The sequence below is a fragment of the Rhodobacteraceae bacterium Araon29 genome, from assembly GCA_039640505.1.
GTDB lineage: Bacteria > Pseudomonadota > Alphaproteobacteria > Rhodobacterales > Rhodobacteraceae > CABZJG01.
This window is the reverse complement of record CP046865.1, coordinates 1,444,131-1,458,395: the sequence shown is the minus strand read 5'-3', so window position 1 is coordinate 1,458,395 and position 14,265 is coordinate 1,444,131. Positions and strand designations below refer to the sequence as shown.

At 52.4% G+C, this 14,265-nt stretch carries 14 protein-coding genes; 6 read left to right on the top strand and 8 right to left on the bottom strand.

Going from position 1 to position 14,265, the window contains the following annotated elements; all coding sequences use genetic code 11:
* Nucleotides 1-138: 138 nt before the first annotated feature.
* Together carA and GN278_06795 are read left to right on the top strand one after the other, a co-directional pair.
* Nucleotides 139-1,296 carry a glutamine-hydrolyzing carbamoyl-phosphate synthase small subunit gene (gene carA / locus GN278_06800; protein ID XAT60546.1) on the top strand — a complete coding sequence of 386 codons (1,158 nt, stop codon included), beginning with the start codon at nt 139-141 and terminating at the stop codon, nt 1,294-1,296.
* A gap of 80 nt (nt 1,297-1,376) precedes the next feature.
* On the top strand, nt 1,377-3,266 hold the full coding sequence (locus tag GN278_06795) for a glycosyltransferase (GenBank protein XAT60545.1): 1,890 nt from the start codon (nt 1,377-1,379) through the stop codon (nt 3,264-3,266).
* Here the strand turns inward: GN278_06795 and GN278_06790 are convergent.
* The gene (locus tag GN278_06790) at nt 3,241-3,882 is read right to left on the bottom strand and encodes an FCD domain-containing protein (GenBank protein ID XAT60544.1); all 642 of its coding nucleotides are present in this window, start codon (nt 3,880-3,882) and stop codon (nt 3,241-3,243) included. The genes GN278_06795 and GN278_06790 overlap by 26 nt on opposite strands.
* A 77-nt stretch (nt 3,883-3,959) precedes the next feature.
* Here GN278_06790 and GN278_06785 point away from each other — a divergent pair, with 77 nt between their 5' ends.
* Both GN278_06785 and GN278_06780 read left to right on the top strand, forming a co-directional pair.
* The gene (locus GN278_06785; GenBank protein XAT60543.1) at nt 3,960-4,607 is read left to right on the top strand and encodes a pyrimidine 5'-nucleotidase; all 648 of its coding nucleotides are present in this window, start codon (nt 3,960-3,962) and stop codon (nt 4,605-4,607) included.
* Nucleotides 4,608-4,677: 70 nt separating this feature from the next.
* A complete protein-coding gene (locus GN278_06780) occupies nt 4,678-5,883 on the top strand; it encodes a UbiH/UbiF family hydroxylase (protein XAT62578.1) in 1,206 nt (401 codons plus the stop codon).
* A 14-nt stretch (nt 5,884-5,897) separates the two neighbouring features.
* On the opposite strand, the gene GN278_06775 is transcribed toward GN278_06780, so the two are convergent.
* The 3 genes from GN278_06775 to GN278_06765 all read right to left on the bottom strand — a co-directional run bounded on the left by GN278_06775 (nt 5,898) and on the right by GN278_06765 (nt 8,033).
* The gene (locus tag GN278_06775) at nt 5,898-7,025 is read right to left on the bottom strand and encodes an aminotransferase class V-fold PLP-dependent enzyme (protein XAT60542.1); all 1,128 of its coding nucleotides are present in this window, start codon (nt 7,023-7,025) and stop codon (nt 5,898-5,900) included.
* Nucleotides 7,026-7,125: 100 nt separating this feature from the next.
* Nucleotides 7,126-7,581, bottom strand: a complete 456-nt coding sequence (locus GN278_06770; protein ID XAT60541.1) for an AsnC family transcriptional regulator — start codon at nt 7,579-7,581, stop codon at nt 7,126-7,128.
* Nucleotides 7,578-8,033, bottom strand: a complete 456-nt coding sequence (locus GN278_06765) for an AsnC family transcriptional regulator (GenBank protein ID XAT60540.1) — start codon at nt 8,031-8,033, stop codon at nt 7,578-7,580. Before GN278_06765 ends, GN278_06770 begins: the two co-directional genes overlap by 4 nt.
* A gap of 130 nt (nt 8,034-8,163) precedes the next feature.
* On the opposite strand from GN278_06765, the gene ilvC reads away from it, so the two are divergent.
* On the top strand, nt 8,164-9,186 hold the full coding sequence (gene ilvC, locus GN278_06760) for a ketol-acid reductoisomerase (GenBank protein XAT60539.1): 1,023 nt from the start codon (nt 8,164-8,166) through the stop codon (nt 9,184-9,186).
* Between the two features lie 174 nt (nt 9,187-9,360).
* Entirely contained in the window at nt 9,361-10,272 is a 912-nt protein-coding gene (locus tag GN278_06755; GenBank protein XAT60538.1) for an EamA family transporter, read from the top strand.
* Between the two features lie 42 nt (nt 10,273-10,314).
* On the opposite strand, the gene GN278_06750 is transcribed toward GN278_06755, so the two are convergent.
* The 4 genes from GN278_06750 to GN278_06735 form a co-directional block, all read right to left on the bottom strand.
* On the bottom strand, nt 10,315-11,667 hold the full coding sequence (locus tag GN278_06750; protein ID XAT60537.1) for a phosphoglucosamine mutase: 1,353 nt from the start codon (nt 11,665-11,667) through the stop codon (nt 10,315-10,317).
* Nucleotides 11,657-12,676 carry a dihydropteroate synthase gene (gene folP / locus GN278_06745; protein XAT60536.1) on the bottom strand — a complete coding sequence of 340 codons (1,020 nt, stop codon included), beginning with the start codon at nt 12,674-12,676 and terminating at the stop codon, nt 11,657-11,659. The genes GN278_06750 and folP overlap by 11 nt, the downstream gene beginning before the upstream one ends.
* A 25-nt stretch (nt 12,677-12,701) precedes the next feature.
* Nucleotides 12,702-13,634, bottom strand: a complete 933-nt coding sequence (locus GN278_06740) for a diguanylate cyclase (protein XAT60535.1) — start codon at nt 13,632-13,634, stop codon at nt 12,702-12,704.
* Between the two features lie 105 nt (nt 13,635-13,739).
* Nucleotides 13,740-14,228, bottom strand: coding sequence for a cell wall hydrolase (locus tag GN278_06735; protein ID XAT62577.1), 489 nt, complete (start codon nt 14,226-14,228; stop codon nt 13,740-13,742).
* Nucleotides 14,229-14,265: the final 37 nt, after the last annotated feature.

Sequence of the window (14,265 nt, the reverse complement as noted above, 5' to 3'; positions counted from 1 at the left end):
CCGCTATAGTATCCAAAAGAAATTTGAGGAGCAAGAGTTTATGATCATGATTAATCTAACCTCCTATATGAAGTGTGCTTGACCCTCATCGCCCATAGAACTAGGTTGCGCTCAAGTCTTACCCAAGAGAGTCGCAGCATGGCAAAATCGCCCCCCCCAACGCCGACAGCCTGTCTGGCGATGCAAGATGGAACCCTGTTTTACGGCCACGGCTTTGGCGCAACTGGCCAAGCAGTGGCAGAATTGTGCTTCAACACCGCCATGACCGGCTATCAGGAGATTATGACAGACCCGTCTTATGCCGGGCAGATTGTGACATTTACTTTTCCTCACATCGGAAATGTTGGCGTAACCGATGAGGACAACGAAACCGGCGATCCGGTGGCGGCCGGAATGGTGGTAAAATGGGACCCGACAGAGCCGTCAAACTGGCGCTCACAGGGGCATTTAGCCGATTGGCTTAAAACCTGCGGCCGGATTGCCATTGGCGGTGTCGATACCCGCCGGCTAACCCGAGCAATTCGCCAGCAAGGCGCGCCGCATGTGGCGATTGCACATAATCCAGACGGCGTATTTGATACAGATGCCCTGATCGCCGCCGCGCGCGATTTTGCCGGTCTTGAGGGGCTTGACCTTGCCCGCGAAGTGACCTGTGCACAATCTTATAACTGGGATGAAATGCGCTGGGCCTGGCCCGAAGGCTATTCCCGCCAACACGAACCAAAACACAAAGTTGTGGCCATTGATTATGGTGCAAAGCGCAACATCCTGCGCTGTCTGGCTTCAGCCGGGTGTGATGTGACCGTCGTGCCGGCAACCGCCACCGCAGAAGAGGTGCTGGCGCATGATCCAGATGGGTTGTTTTTGTCCAATGGCCCAGGTGATCCAGCGGCCACAGGCACCTATGCCGTGCCTATGATCCGCGAGATTTTGGATACAACAACGTTGCCAATCTTTGGCATTTGCCTTGGGCATCAGATGTTAGCAATCGCTCTCGGCGCCAAGACCGTCAAGATGAACCACGGCCATCACGGCGCAAATCATCCAGTCAAAGATCGCGACACCGGGAAGGTTGAAATCACCTCTATGAACCACGGTTTTGCCGTGGATAGTCAAAGCCTGCCCAAAGGGGTTCTTGAAACCCATGTATCGCTTTTTGATGGCTCGAACTGCGGGATACGGATGCAGGACAGACCCGTTTACTCAGTTCAGCATCACCCCGAGGCCAGCCCCGGGCCGCAAGACAGCTTTTATCTTTTCGAGCGTTTTGCAGCGCATATGGCGCAGCGCGCCTGACCCCGCCGCAGTTTAATTAAATTTTAATCACCCACGCGCATTCTGCGGGCATTGTAGCCCCAAGGGATCAGGTGATTATTATGAGCGCACCGCAAAGGCCAAAGCCGCGCACTCGTCAAGCACTCAAGCCTGTTGCAAAACCACTTGGCCAGATTTTATTAGCCGCGGGTGATGTATCCCGCAGTGGATTATCTTTGGCCCTTGATCAGCAAAAAACCACCAAAGGACCGCTGGGCGAGATTCTTATTGCCCAATCTCTAAGCGCCGAAATATCTGTGATCAACGCGCTTGCTGCACAGAGCGGGAAAGCGGTGGCCGACAATAGCAATGCGCCGAAACCCTTTGAAACCAATGATCCGATCTATTGGATCACACAGGCAATGGTGCCTTGGAGCAAAGATGGCGGCCATTGGCAAGTTGCCACCAGCGATCAATCCCGCTTTAACAAACAGCGCAGTGCAATCCAAAGCAAGCTAGGGCCGGCCTCAATGGTTTGGGCCAGCCGGGCGCAAATTCAGGCCCGCCAGCAACAGCTTTTTGGGGCCCAACTGGCCCGCCATGCCGAGGTTTGCGTCCCGCGCGAACAAAGTTGCCGAGGTCTAGGATTTACATCCCTGCACAAAGGCATCCGCTGGGCCGTGATAGCAGGCCTCGCAGCTCTTGTTTTTTTGCTCATTACCCTGAACGCCACTCATCCTTTTTTTATCTTGGGCGTTTTGTTGATGGCTTCCAATTTGATCGCCTCAACGCTGCTAAAAGCGATTGCGTTGTTGTTTTCGCTGCAGTCCCAACAGCCTTCAAAAAGACCCTTTGAGGGGCTTCCGGACGTGCTGCCCAAAGTGTCGATCTTGATCCCTCTTTATCGGGAAAAAAATATAGCTGCACAGCTTATAAACAATCTTGAAAAGCTCAATTACCCACGCTCGCATCTGGAAATCATATTGGTTTTAGAGCGCCACGACACACAGACCAAGGCCTGTCTGGCAGCCATTGAATTGCCCAAATGGATACGCGTTATTCAAGCTGCCCCCGGTACGATCAAAACCAAACCGCGCGCTTTGAATTATGCTCTGCCGTTTTGCTCGGGTGAAATTATTGGCGTGCTTGATGCAGAAGATGCCCCTGAACCAGATCAATTGCGCTCGGTGGTGACCAAGTTTTCGTCGGTCAGCGCAAAAACGGTCTGCTTGCAAGGCCGGCTGGATTATTACAACCCCCAAAGCAATTGGCTGGCGCGCTGTTTCACTATGGAATATGCAAGCTGGTTTCGCGTCATGTTGCCAGCACTGGCGCAGATCGGCTTTGCTATTCCGCTTGGGGGCACAACCTTATACTTTCGCCGCTCGGCTTTGGTCGAGCTTGGTGGATGGGATGCCCATAACGTCACCGAAGATGCCGATTTGGGGATCCGGCTGGCGCGCGCTGGTTATAGCTGCGCCATGATCGAGACCACTACGTTTGAAGAGGCAAACAACAAACCGCTATCGTGGGTGCAACAGCGATCACGCTGGATCAAAGGCTATTTCATGACCTATGCGGTGCATATGAGGTCGCCCAAAACACTGCTACGCGATCTTGGGATTTGGCAGTTTTGCGGGTTTCAGGTGGTCTTTTTGCCGGCTATACTGATGTTTTTGCTTGCCCCTGTAAGCTGGAGCTTTTGGCTCATCGCTTTGGGGCTTGTGCCGCAAGAAAGCTTTGGGGTCCCGGCGCCGGTGCTTGTCGGATTAATCTGCCTTTACGCAATCGCTTTTACACTCGATCTGCTGATATCAGCCATTGGTGTCTTTAAGGCCGGACATTTGCGGCTATTGCCTTGGATTCCAAGCCAGTACTTTTACTATCCTTTGGCTACATTAGCGGCGTTCAAGGCGCTTTTTGAAGTGGTTATAAATCCGTTTTATTGGGATAAAACCAGCCACGGAAACAAACTCAAACGCGGCCCTAAACAGCCGCAGACTCTTGTTTAAGCCGGGTGACAAACGCGGCTGATATATGGTCACGAAGGGCCCTACAGGCGGCATCTTCATCGCTGGCAGTAATGGCTGTGACAATTGCCTGATGTTCTTCCATTGCCCGTTCGCCGCGACCCGCCACCGCCAGTGATGTGGTGGCCATCAACGCCATAAACCGGTGTACCAGATCGAGCTGCTGCACCAGATAGCGATTATGTGATGCAAGGTGGATTTGTTTGTGAAACCGGCGGTTTGCGCGGGCTAGAGCCTGCGGATCACCCAACATATTTCGATCTTCATCCACCAATTCCTGCAGCACACGCTTTTCTTCAAGGGTGGCATGTCGGGCGGCCAACTGGGCGGCAAGGCCTTCCAATTCTGCGCGCACGACATAAAGTTCGGCAACTTCATTATGATCCAGCGAGGCAACAATGAGGCTGCGCCCATCCCGCGTCAAAAGCGATTGGGTTTCCAGCCGTTGAAGCGCTTCGCGGATCGGGGTGCGCGATACGCCGAAGCGCTCAGCCAGATCGCTTTCAACCAAACGGTCCCCAGGTTTATACACCCCGCTGTCAATCGCTTCTAGGATCAGCGCGTAGGCATCTTTATTTTGCTGTTTGCTTAGGCTCATATTGCACTCCGGCATTTGCCTGCTAACTATCTGCTTAACAGATCAAAAATCAACCCCACAACACTGGTGCCCACGCAATGCCCGATCCCGCTTTTGACCATGTCACCGATTGGGTCTTTGACCTCGACAACACGCTCTATCCACCCTCGGTGCGGCTTTTTGATCAGATCGAGGTGAAAATGACCGACTATATGGTTCGGCTGCTTGGCATTGAGCCCGCGGCTGCCAATCAGCTGCGCCAGCACTATTGGCAAACCTACGGCACCACTTTGGCCGGTTTGATGCAAGAGCATGGTATTGCGCCCGATCCGTTTTTACATGATGTCCACCAGATCGACTTTAGCGCCTTGATGCCAGACCCCGAACTGGCCGAAGCCATCGCAGCGCTGCCCGGCCGCAAGATTGTCTATACAAACGGGACAGCCCCCTATGCCAATGAAGTTCTTGCCACGCGCGGGCTAAAGGACCTGTTTGCAAAGGTTTACGGTGTCGAGCACGCGAACTATCACCCCAAGCCCAAAGCCGAAGCCTATGAAAAGGTGTTTCAACGCGACGGCCTTTCGCCAGCTTGCGCTGCCATGTTCGAAGATGAAGCGCGCAATCTAGCGGTGCCGTCCTCGCTTGGCATGCGCACGGTTTTGGTACATGGCACCCGCCCAGAAAATTCCGGCTATATTGATTACGAAACCCATACGCTAACCACGTTCCTGCGGCAGATCGTCTAAACGCGGCCGTGCTCTTGGCTGCAGACGGTTAAAGCCCTATGTTTGAACCATGATAGAAAAAGCCGATCATATGACCACGGATGTGTTTATCTCCGGCGGTGGGCTGGCAGGTTTGATAGCGGCACAAGCCTTTGCTCAGGCCGGCTTTTCGGTGATCTGCGCAGAACCAAATGCCCCCGTCACAAAGCGCGGCAGTAAAGGCGCCGACTTGCGCACCACCGCTTTTTTGCAGCCCGCGCAGCAATTTTTGGCAAATATTGGCCTTTGGCAGGCTTTGGCCGATCACGCCATGCCGCTTGAAAAAATGCGAATTGTCGACGCCGGTGGCGCAGACGCGCCCTCAACTGTGCGAAAGCAAAAAGACTTTGATGCCCATGACGTTTCTGAAAAACCGTTCGGCTGGAATGTTCCCAACTGGTTTTCGCGTAAGGTTATAGTCAGCGCCTTGAAGGCACATCCAAAGGTGATTTTTTTAACCGGGGTTGCCAGCACCGGATATTTTTCCCGAGAGGCCGAAGCGCGGATCACATTAAGCACTGGCGAAAGGGTGCGCGCGGCTCTTATTTTGGCCGCTGATGGGCGCAATTCGCCCCTGCGCAAGGCGGCGGGTATTTCCGTGACCACGCGCCGTTTTGGGCAAAAGGCGCTTGCCTTTGCCGTCACCCACCCGATCCCACATGAAAATATCTCGACCGAAATTCACCGCAGCGGCGGGCCGTTTACCTTGGTGCCGCTGCCTGATTATCAGGGGATGCCGTCCTCTGCCGTGGTGTGGATGGAAACTGGCCCTGAAGCGGCGCGGCTTATGGTATTGCCGGATGAGGCGTTTGAAGATACGATAAATACGCGCTCTTGTGGGCTTTTAGGGCCGCTTAAACTGGCGTCCCAACGCACCCTCTGGCCAATCATCAGCCAGATTGCCGAGCGCCTTAGCGCCCAGCGGCTGGCGTTGATTGCCGAGGCCGCCCATGTGGTCCCGCCCATTGGGGCGCAGGGCTTGAATATGAGCTTGGCAGATATTCAAACTTTGAGTGATCTGGCGAAAGCCAGCCCTGACACATTGGGCAACAAAGCGATGCTTGACGGCTATAACAAAGCCCGTATCAGTGATCTGCGCACCCGTGTTGCCGGAATATCCTTGCTTAATCAGGCATCAATGGCCGATCCGCAAATTCTGCGGGATCTACGCGCGCAGGGTCTCGGCGCGTTGCACGGGATTGCGCCAGTGCGCCGAGCATTGATGCACCTCGGGCTAGGTGCAAAAAACCAATCTTAAGAAGCTGCGCAGCTTTATAGCACTTGATCTATGACGCGCCGCAAGCGGCCCACCGTTGCATCCACATCATAAAGCTTATCCAGCCCAAAAAGCCCCAAGCGGAAGGTCATAAAGCCTTCGGGTTCATCACAGGCCAGCGGTACGCCAGCAGCGATTTGCATACCGTTTGCAGCAAACTTACTGCCGTTCTGCACCCCGGGGTCTGCAGTATAGGACACAACCACGCCCGGCGCGCCGAAACCTTCCGCCGCCACCGATCGCACGCCTTTTTCGCGCAGCAGCTCACGCACGCGGCTGCCCAGTTCCCATTGCGCATCGCGCAGCCGGTCAAACCCATACTCGCGGGTCTCAATCATGGTATCGCGAAACGCGCGCAGCGCATCGGTGGGCATGGTGGCATGATAGGCATGACCACCACCTTCATAGGTTTGCATGATCGCATGCCATTTTTTCAAATCAATTGCAAAACTGTTTGAAGTGGTAGTCTCAAGCCGCGCCAAAGCGCGCTCAGACAACATCACAAGTCCCGCCGAGGGCGATGCAGACCAGCCCTTTTGCGGCGCCGAGATCAGCAAATCAACACCACTTTTGCGCATATCCACCCAAGCGCAGCCGGAGGCGATACAATCCAGAACCATCAACGCGCCAACTTCATGCGCTGCGCTGGCCATCGCCGCCAAATAATCATCGGGTAAAATCACCCCCGCAGATGTTTCCACATGCGGTGCAAAGACGATATCTGGACGCACCTCATGAATTTTGGCCACCACATCTTCGATCGGCGCGGGGCGAAATGGGGCTTGGGGCGCATTGCCCTGCTGCCGCGCTTTCATCACTTCGGTTTCGCTTGCATCGGCGCTGGCCTCAAAGATCTGCGACCAGCGATAAGAAAACCAGCCATTGCGCACGACAAGCACTTTGGCGCTCTGACCGAACTGCCGCGCCACAGCCTCCATCCCATAAGTACCGCCGCCAGGCACCAAGGCCACCGCATCAGCGGCATAAACCTCTTTCAGCATGCAAGAGATGTCCTTCATCACCTGCTGAAAAGAACTGGACATATGGTTTAGTGACCGGTCAGTGAAAACAACCGAAAACTCTTCTAATCCGTCTGGATCAATATGCTCTAGTAACGCAGCCATCTGTGCACTCTCCTACTGTTTATTTACAAATAATTCAGCCACCCTGCAAAGGCAAAGTCTATTTCGACGCAGCCCAGTGCCAAAACTGCAGCGCGAAGAGCTAAAGCGGCCCAGGCCGGCGCTCTTCGCTCAGCAGCACATTGGCCTCAACATCACCTGCCCCCGGCAAGGTCATAATACGGCGGCGCAAGATACGCTCAAAATCTGCTATATCACGGGCCACCACCCGCAGCCGGTAATCATACATACCAAGCACATGCTCGACGGTCTGCACCTCGGGGATTGCTGTTACCGCGCGTTCGAAATCCTCAAGCAGAACACCGCCTTTGCCCGACAGTTTCACACCCAAAAAAACGGTGACGCCAAAGCCGAGCTTTTCGCGGTCAAGCACCAGCCGCTGACCTTTGAGAACCTCGCTTTGCTCAAGCCGGCGCAGCCGCCGCCATATGGCCGGTTGCGACATACCCAACTGCTGCGCCAGCGCCGCAGCCGATTGATCTGCATCGCGGGATAGCTGCCGCAACAGCGCGTGATCAGTGGCATCGAAACTGCTCATATGGGCAATGCCTCGTCCGATTTGATCCGCGCCACCTGCATCAACGCCTCAATATCCGCAATATGTGGAAGGGTCAGGATACGGGTGCGATAAATTCGCTGATACTCGGCCATATCTTTTGCAATCACCGAAAGCCGCACATCAACCCGGCCCAGAAAGGTTTGAATTTCGATCACTTCGGGCACTTCGCGCGCTGCCTCGATAAAATCATCAAACGCCCGGCTTTGGGTTTTATCCAAACCGATGCGCAAGGAAACCTCAACACTATAGCCCAGCTTGGTCCAGTCGATGATCGCCTCTTTGCCCAAAATCACCCGCTTGGTGCGCAGCCGCGTCAGCCGGCGAGAGATTACCGCCGCAGTGCTGCCCACTGCATCGCAAAGCTCAGCCACCGGCATTGCGGGATTGATTTGCAGCCGCCGCAACAAACGGCGATCCAGATCATCAAGCATAGTTTTTATCTATTCTAATATTTATAAGCATGATTTACTCTCTTTATAGCATATTTTAATAATTTTAGAAACGTATATTCGACATATATCTCTATATTTGTAACATCAAAAAAATCAGAAAGGTGCTGATATGCGAGTTTATTATGATCGCGATTGCGACATTAATCTTATCAAAGACAAAAAAGTAGCGATCCTAGGCTATGGATCCCAGGGCCACGCTCATGCGCTAAACCTGCGCGACAGCGGCGCGAAAAACCTTGTGGTAGCGCTGCGCGAAGGCTCTGCCTCGGCGAAAAAAGCCCAAGGCGAAGGCCTTGAAGTGATGGGCATTGCCGAAGCGGCCGCTTGGTGCGACCTGATCATGTTCACCATGCCCGATGAATTGCAGGCCGAAACCTATAAAAAATATGTGCATGATAATATCCGCGAAGGTGCAGCGATTGCATTTGCCCATGGCCTAAACGTTCATTTCGGCCTGATTGAGCCAAAAGCCGGCGTTGATGTGATTATGATGGCGCCCAAAGGCCCCGGCCACACGGTGCGCGGCGAATATGCCAAAGGCGGCGGCGTGCCCTGTTTGGTTGCGGTCAACAATGATGCCTCTGGCAAGGCGCTTGAGATCGGCCTGAGCTATTGCTCGGCCATTGGCGGCGGACGCTCTGGCATTATCGAAACCAATTTCCGCGAGGAATGTGAAACCGACCTCTTTGGCGAACAGGCCGTTCTATGCGGCGGTTTGGTTGAATTGATCCGCATGGGCTTTGAAACGCTGGTCGAGGCCGGCTATGCGCCCGAAATGGCCTATTTCGAGTGTCTGCATGAGGTCAAGTTGATCGTTGATCTGATTTATGAAGGCGGTATTGCCAACATGAATTACTCGATCTCAAACACCGCCGAATACGGCGAATATGTCAGCGGACCACGTATTTTGCCCTATGATGAGACGAAAGCCAAGATGAAGGCGGTTCTGACCGATATTCAAACCGGTAAGTTTGTGCGCGACTTCATGCTGGAAAATGCCGTTGGACAGCCATTCTTTAAAGGCACGCGGCGGATGAATGACGCCCATCAGATCGAAGAAATAGGCGAAAAGCTGCGCGGCATGATGCCGTGGATTTCTGCTGGAAAAATGGTCGACAAAGCAAAGAACTAATTTTTAAACGCCTTTCCCGGACCTACGCTATGGCTGTGGGTCCGGGGTGCTTTTTATCAAATTTATTAACCCTGCAGGCCTTTTTTTGGCACCACCGCAATACAGCCGCGATACTGACGTAAAACCGATGCCTGTTTTGGGTAGATTTTAGCCCGTATAAAGGACCAAGACTAAATGCAAGATAAGCCCCGGATCACATTAAAAAGCTGGATAATGATTGCCGCTTTGGGGTTGATCTGGGGCAGTGCGTTTACAGTCATTAGGCTTGGGTTAGAGGGCATATCACCAATGTGGCTTGCCGCTGCCCGAATAAGCATCGGAGCGGCCTTAACCACTGCACTTTGGGGGGTTATGGGTTGGAAATTCCACCTTGGCCACGAGCGCTCTTGGGCGATGTTATTCGTTGTAGGAATTTTAAGCACGGCAGTGCCGTTTCAATTAATCACTTGGGCGCAGCAACACGTCACATCAGGCTACACCGGGGTATCAATGGCAGCAGTTGCTTTGATAGTTTTACCGCTTGCACATTTCTTAGTGCCGAGCGAACGGCTGACCTTACGCCGTGTGGCCGGATTTGTTATTGGCTTTACTGGGGTTGTTATGCTTATCGGCCAAACCGCCACTTTCTCGTCTAATGCCGAACTTGAATGGGCCGGGCGGATCGCCTGTTTTTTAGCTGCTGGATGCTATGCGCTTAGCTCGGTTTTAATGCGCCGACTGCCGCCCATCGACCCCATCGGATTGGCCGCTGTTTCCTTAATAATCGGTGCTTTTTTCGTTGTTCCAATGGCTATTGCGATAGAAGGTCCCGCCCCTCGCATCGATTCCAAAACATTGTTATATCTAGCATATTTGGGTATTTTTCCCACAGCATTGGGAAATCTTCTTCGAGTTTTGGTGATCCGAAGTGCCGGACCAGTCTTTTTGACACTCACCAATTACCAAGTGCCAATGTGGTCCGTTATTATGGGAATTTGGTTTTTAGGTGAAAAATTTAACCCCCAATTAATACTTTCAATGGCAGTGATTTTATGCGGGGTCGCAGTGAGCCAGTACAGCGATTTGCGCCGCGTATTCAGGTTTTAGTGGTTTCATACTCGCACTAAAAAAAACGTTGCCTGCGACTGTTTAGATTACAGTGCTGGCGTTTTCAACAGCTGCGCAAATGCTATCGACTGTTTCAATGAGCAGCGCTTGATCTTCGCATTCGGCCATCACCCTTATCAGCGGCTCAGTGCCGGATTTGCGGATCAGCAAACGCCCTTGATCGCCCAGCGCTGCTTCGGCTGCGGTGATTTCCTGCTGGACCTTTGGCGAGCTCAAAGGATCCTCTGACGGTGTAAAGCGTACATTTTTTAAAAGTTGCGGCACCGGATCAAACACGTTGATAAGCTGGCTGGCCGGGGTGCCGGTGCGAACAATCTCAGCCAAAAACTGCAGGCCTGCCATCAACCCATCGCCTGTTGTCGAATAATCGCTCATCACAATATGGCCGGACTGTTCACCGCCAAGGTTAAAGCCGCCCTCACGCATCCGCTCAACCACATATCTGTCCCCTACAGCAGTGCGTTCTAAAGCAATACCTTGGGCGCTCAGAAAGCGCTCAAGACCAAGGTTGGACATTACCGTGCTGACCAAAGTATCACCGCGCAACTGCTTGTTTTTAGCCCAGCGCATGGCCATCAGAGCCATCAGTTGATCGCCATCAGCAACAGCGCCAGTTTCATCAATAATGATGACCCGATCGGCATCACCATCAAGGCAAATGCCTACATCTGCACCGTGGCTAACGACTGTCTCAGCCGCTGTTTGAGGCTTTGTTGACCCACATTTATCGTTTATGTTTAGTCCATTAGGAGATACGCCAACCGGAATAACCTCAGCGCCCAATTCCCATAAAACCTCAGGTGCTGCACGATAAGCGGCGCCATTTGCGCAGTCGATCACGACTTTCATTCCATCCAGCCGCATCCCGTTTGGAAAAGAAGATTTGACGCGTTCGACATAGCGGAACAAACCATCGTCAATCCGTTGCGCGCGCCCGATCCGCTCAACTGCTGCAGGCTCGACACCATTTTCAATCAAATGCTCAATTTCTGCTTCAACATGATCTGAGAGCTTGAAACCATCGGGGCCAAAAAACTTGATGCCATTGTCTTCATGCGGGTTGTGACTGGCCGAGATCATAATGCCCAAATCTGCGCGCATTGACGGGGTGAGTAGCCCAACCGCGGGTGTTGGCACAGGTCCAAGCAACAGCACGTTCATACCGGTGGAAGTTAAGCCCGCAGTCAGAGCGTTTTCAAACATATAGCCCGACAATCGCGTGTCTTTGCCGATCACCACGCGGTGGACTTTGTGATCATCATTGCGAAAATATTGCCCAGCTGCAGCTCCAATCCGCAAAGCAATCTCTGCCGTCATCGGATACTGGTTTGCACGCCCTCTGACGCCGTCAGTTCCAAAATATTTACGCGCCATCAAATGATCCTAATGTAATAGACTGCCAAACTGCCAATGCCTGACGTGTTTGTGCCACGTCATGCACTCTGACTATTTGCACCCCTTGTGACACCGCCGTCAAGGCCGCTGCGATAGATCCCCCAACACGGCTCTGGGCATCCTGTTCACCGCTCACCTTGCCAATAAATCCTTTTCGCGAGGCCCCAAGTAATATGGGCACGCCGAGCCCATGAAAGATGCTGATTTTGTTTAGCAAAGTTAAATTATGCTGCAAGGTTTTACCAAAGCCAATACCCGGATCAGCAATGATTGCATCCTTGGAAATACCCGCTGCGATGAGTTTTGCAATTTGGGAGTGCAAAAAATCGTATATATCGAGCAAAACATCTGCATAGTCCGGCTGATCTTGCATTGTTGTAGGGTCTCCTTGCGCATGCATCACACAGACCGGCAATTTTTTGGATGCACAAAACTCTAGAAGGGCGTTATCAAATGTGAACCCCGAAACATCATTGACCAACCCAGCCCCGGCAGCGACTGCCGCTTTTGCAACCGCCGCTTTGCGCGTGTCGATCGAGATTGGCTTAGACAAGTTTTTTGAAATCTGTTCAATCACCGGTGCTGTGCGCGCAATTTCTATATCACTGGCAATCAAATCGGCACCTGGCCGGGTAGATTCGCCACCAATATCGATGATGTCAGCGCCAGCGTTGACTATTTCACAAGCTTCATGAAAAGCTTTTTCGCGTCCGGCAAACTTTCCACCATCTGAAAAGCTATCTGGGGTAACATTCAGAATACCCATGACTTTTGGCATCGCAAAAGACATGCCCATGATCGACGACCTTTGACAGGTCCAGATTTTTAACCAATCGTCAGGCACCTCTTGCGCTGGCAAAACCAAAGCAGGCGCGCTGCGGCTTAATTTCTCGGCATGGGAAAACCACAATGGGCCACCGGCAAAACTATATGCTTGCTCGGGTCGCATCGTGTCGGTTGATAGGATCGGTCTATAATAGTTTTCCATACGTTAATTTGGGTTAAAAATACCGCTACTTCAAGCCTTGTAAAAGGGATGGCCCTATGGCTTGAGCTCGAGCGCTAAAGTCCTTTTTTTCTAAGAATTCTTCGCCAACGAACACCATGTCCTGCGCCTCTAAAACTGTTGCAAGCCACTGCGCCAGCCCTACCCCATCACTGGCATCAGCCTGTGGTGGATGGGTGGCATCCAATACCATTTTTGAAGGCGCCCATACGCTGATCATTCCGTTCTTTATCGACCAGTCCAACTCAGTTTTTGAGGCCACAACAACACAGCGGCTGTCGCGTCCAGCCAGCACCCAAGCATTTTGTTCGATTGCCAAAAGGGCAATGCGCCGTGCAACAGCAGAATTTGCAGCCTCTGGCCCAGCTTCCTCAGGCAGACCAACACATAAAATTGCTGGGATATCTGAAGCGCTCAAACTGTCGATCCACCCAGTCAAATACTCGCATGCAATTGCAGCATTTGACAGGTAAACCAAACGCGGGTGCAGTTTCTCTTCTGCCTCCGGCTCTGCGAGTTGCGCAATATCCTGACGGTCGCGAACAATTTCAACCCCCAATGCCCCCGGGCCGCGATCCAATTTTTCGATCCGGACAAAAATCCGTAGAGCCTGAGGCTCAAGTAATACTCTTTCAGCGACACGCTCAGCCAATGTTTCCAGTAAATTCAAGCGCTCAAGCTCTAACTCATACGAAATAGCATCTGTCACTTTATCGTAGGACAAAATACGATCCACATCATCGACAGCTTGACCAGCGGGCTTTACTTCTACGACAACATTAAAGCAAATGCGTTGGGTTGTGCCGCGCTCTGTCTGAAAGGCGCCAATTTCAACTTCCACCACGTGATCTCGCAACGAAATTCTATCTAATACCTTTGTTGAGCTGGCTTCTGACCGTTCCAAGGGATGCGCAAAAGCGAGCCGAATTTCATTGGTCATCGTACCAAACCCAAAATTGTTTCACTCAACAGTGATAGGCTAAAGCTTTGAAGCGTGCCTCGGTCAAGCGCGGCACCCAGAGCGCTAACTACGTCACACATTGCCTTATTCAGTTACTTTTGACAATTTTTGAGGTGGCGCATAGAAATAATGACGACCAATAGTCGCTGTTTTGAAAAAGCTTTTGGCCCATCTCGGGTTAACGGATTTGGTGTGATAATAAAGCGCACCTTTGGTCAGGCGTCGCGGCGCCCCTTCAAGCATAAGCTGTGCAACTTTACCCACTTGCACATAGGCCTTTTTGTCACGAATAATCTCTGCTCGACCATCACAATCATACGTAAATTGACAGGCAAAACGTCGCCCAGTACCCTGATGCACCACACCGCAGGGCGACGATGGAAAAGCCGCGCTATCTACCCGGTTTAGGATCACTTCCGCAACTGCAAACTGACCCTTAATCTCTTCCCCCCGAGCTTCAAAATAGAGCGCTTCAGCCAAACATGCCCACTGCTTGCCACCCTTGTGCGCGGGAATAGCCACTAAATAATCACGCGTATAAAGTTTTTCATTGCCCTCTTCTGAATTACGCATCAGCGTTCTTAGAGTCAAAGGGGATAAGGCAGAGCGA

Coding starts and splice junctions, on each gene's coding strand:
- folP (XAT60536.1), bottom strand. CDS start 12,676: ATGGAAAACTATTATAGACCGATCCTATCAACCGACACGATGCGACCC.
- GN278_06765 (XAT60540.1), bottom strand. CDS start 8,033: ATGCTTGATGATCTGGATCGCCGTTTGTTGCGGCGGCTGCAAATCAAT.
- GN278_06755 (XAT60538.1), top strand. CDS start 9,361: ATGCAAGATAAGCCCCGGATCACATTAAAAAGCTGGATAATGATTGCC.
- GN278_06775 (XAT60542.1), bottom strand. CDS start 7,025: ATGGCTGCGTTACTAGAGCATATTGATCCAGACGGATTAGAAGAGTTT.
- GN278_06735 (XAT62577.1), bottom strand. CDS start 14,228: ATGCGTAATTCAGAAGAGGGCAATGAAAAACTTTATACGCGTGATTAT.
- GN278_06770 (XAT60541.1), bottom strand. CDS start 7,581: ATGAGCAGTTTCGATGCCACTGATCACGCGCTGTTGCGGCAGCTATCC.
- GN278_06780 (XAT62578.1), top strand. CDS start 4,678: ATGACCACGGATGTGTTTATCTCCGGCGGTGGGCTGGCAGGTTTGATA.
- ilvC (XAT60539.1), top strand. CDS start 8,164: ATGCGAGTTTATTATGATCGCGATTGCGACATTAATCTTATCAAAGAC.
- carA (XAT60546.1), top strand. CDS start 139: ATGGCAAAATCGCCCCCCCCAACGCCGACAGCCTGTCTGGCGATGCAA.
- GN278_06750 (XAT60537.1), bottom strand. CDS start 11,667: ATGGCGCGTAAATATTTTGGAACTGACGGCGTCAGAGGGCGTGCAAAC.
- GN278_06795 (XAT60545.1), top strand. CDS start 1,377: ATGAGCGCACCGCAAAGGCCAAAGCCGCGCACTCGTCAAGCACTCAAG.
- GN278_06740 (XAT60535.1), bottom strand. CDS start 13,634: ATGACCAATGAAATTCGGCTCGCTTTTGCGCATCCCTTGGAACGGTCA.
- GN278_06785 (XAT60543.1), top strand. CDS start 3,960: ATGCCCGATCCCGCTTTTGACCATGTCACCGATTGGGTCTTTGACCTC.
- GN278_06790 (XAT60544.1), bottom strand. CDS start 3,882: ATGAGCCTAAGCAAACAGCAAAATAAAGATGCCTACGCGCTGATCCTA.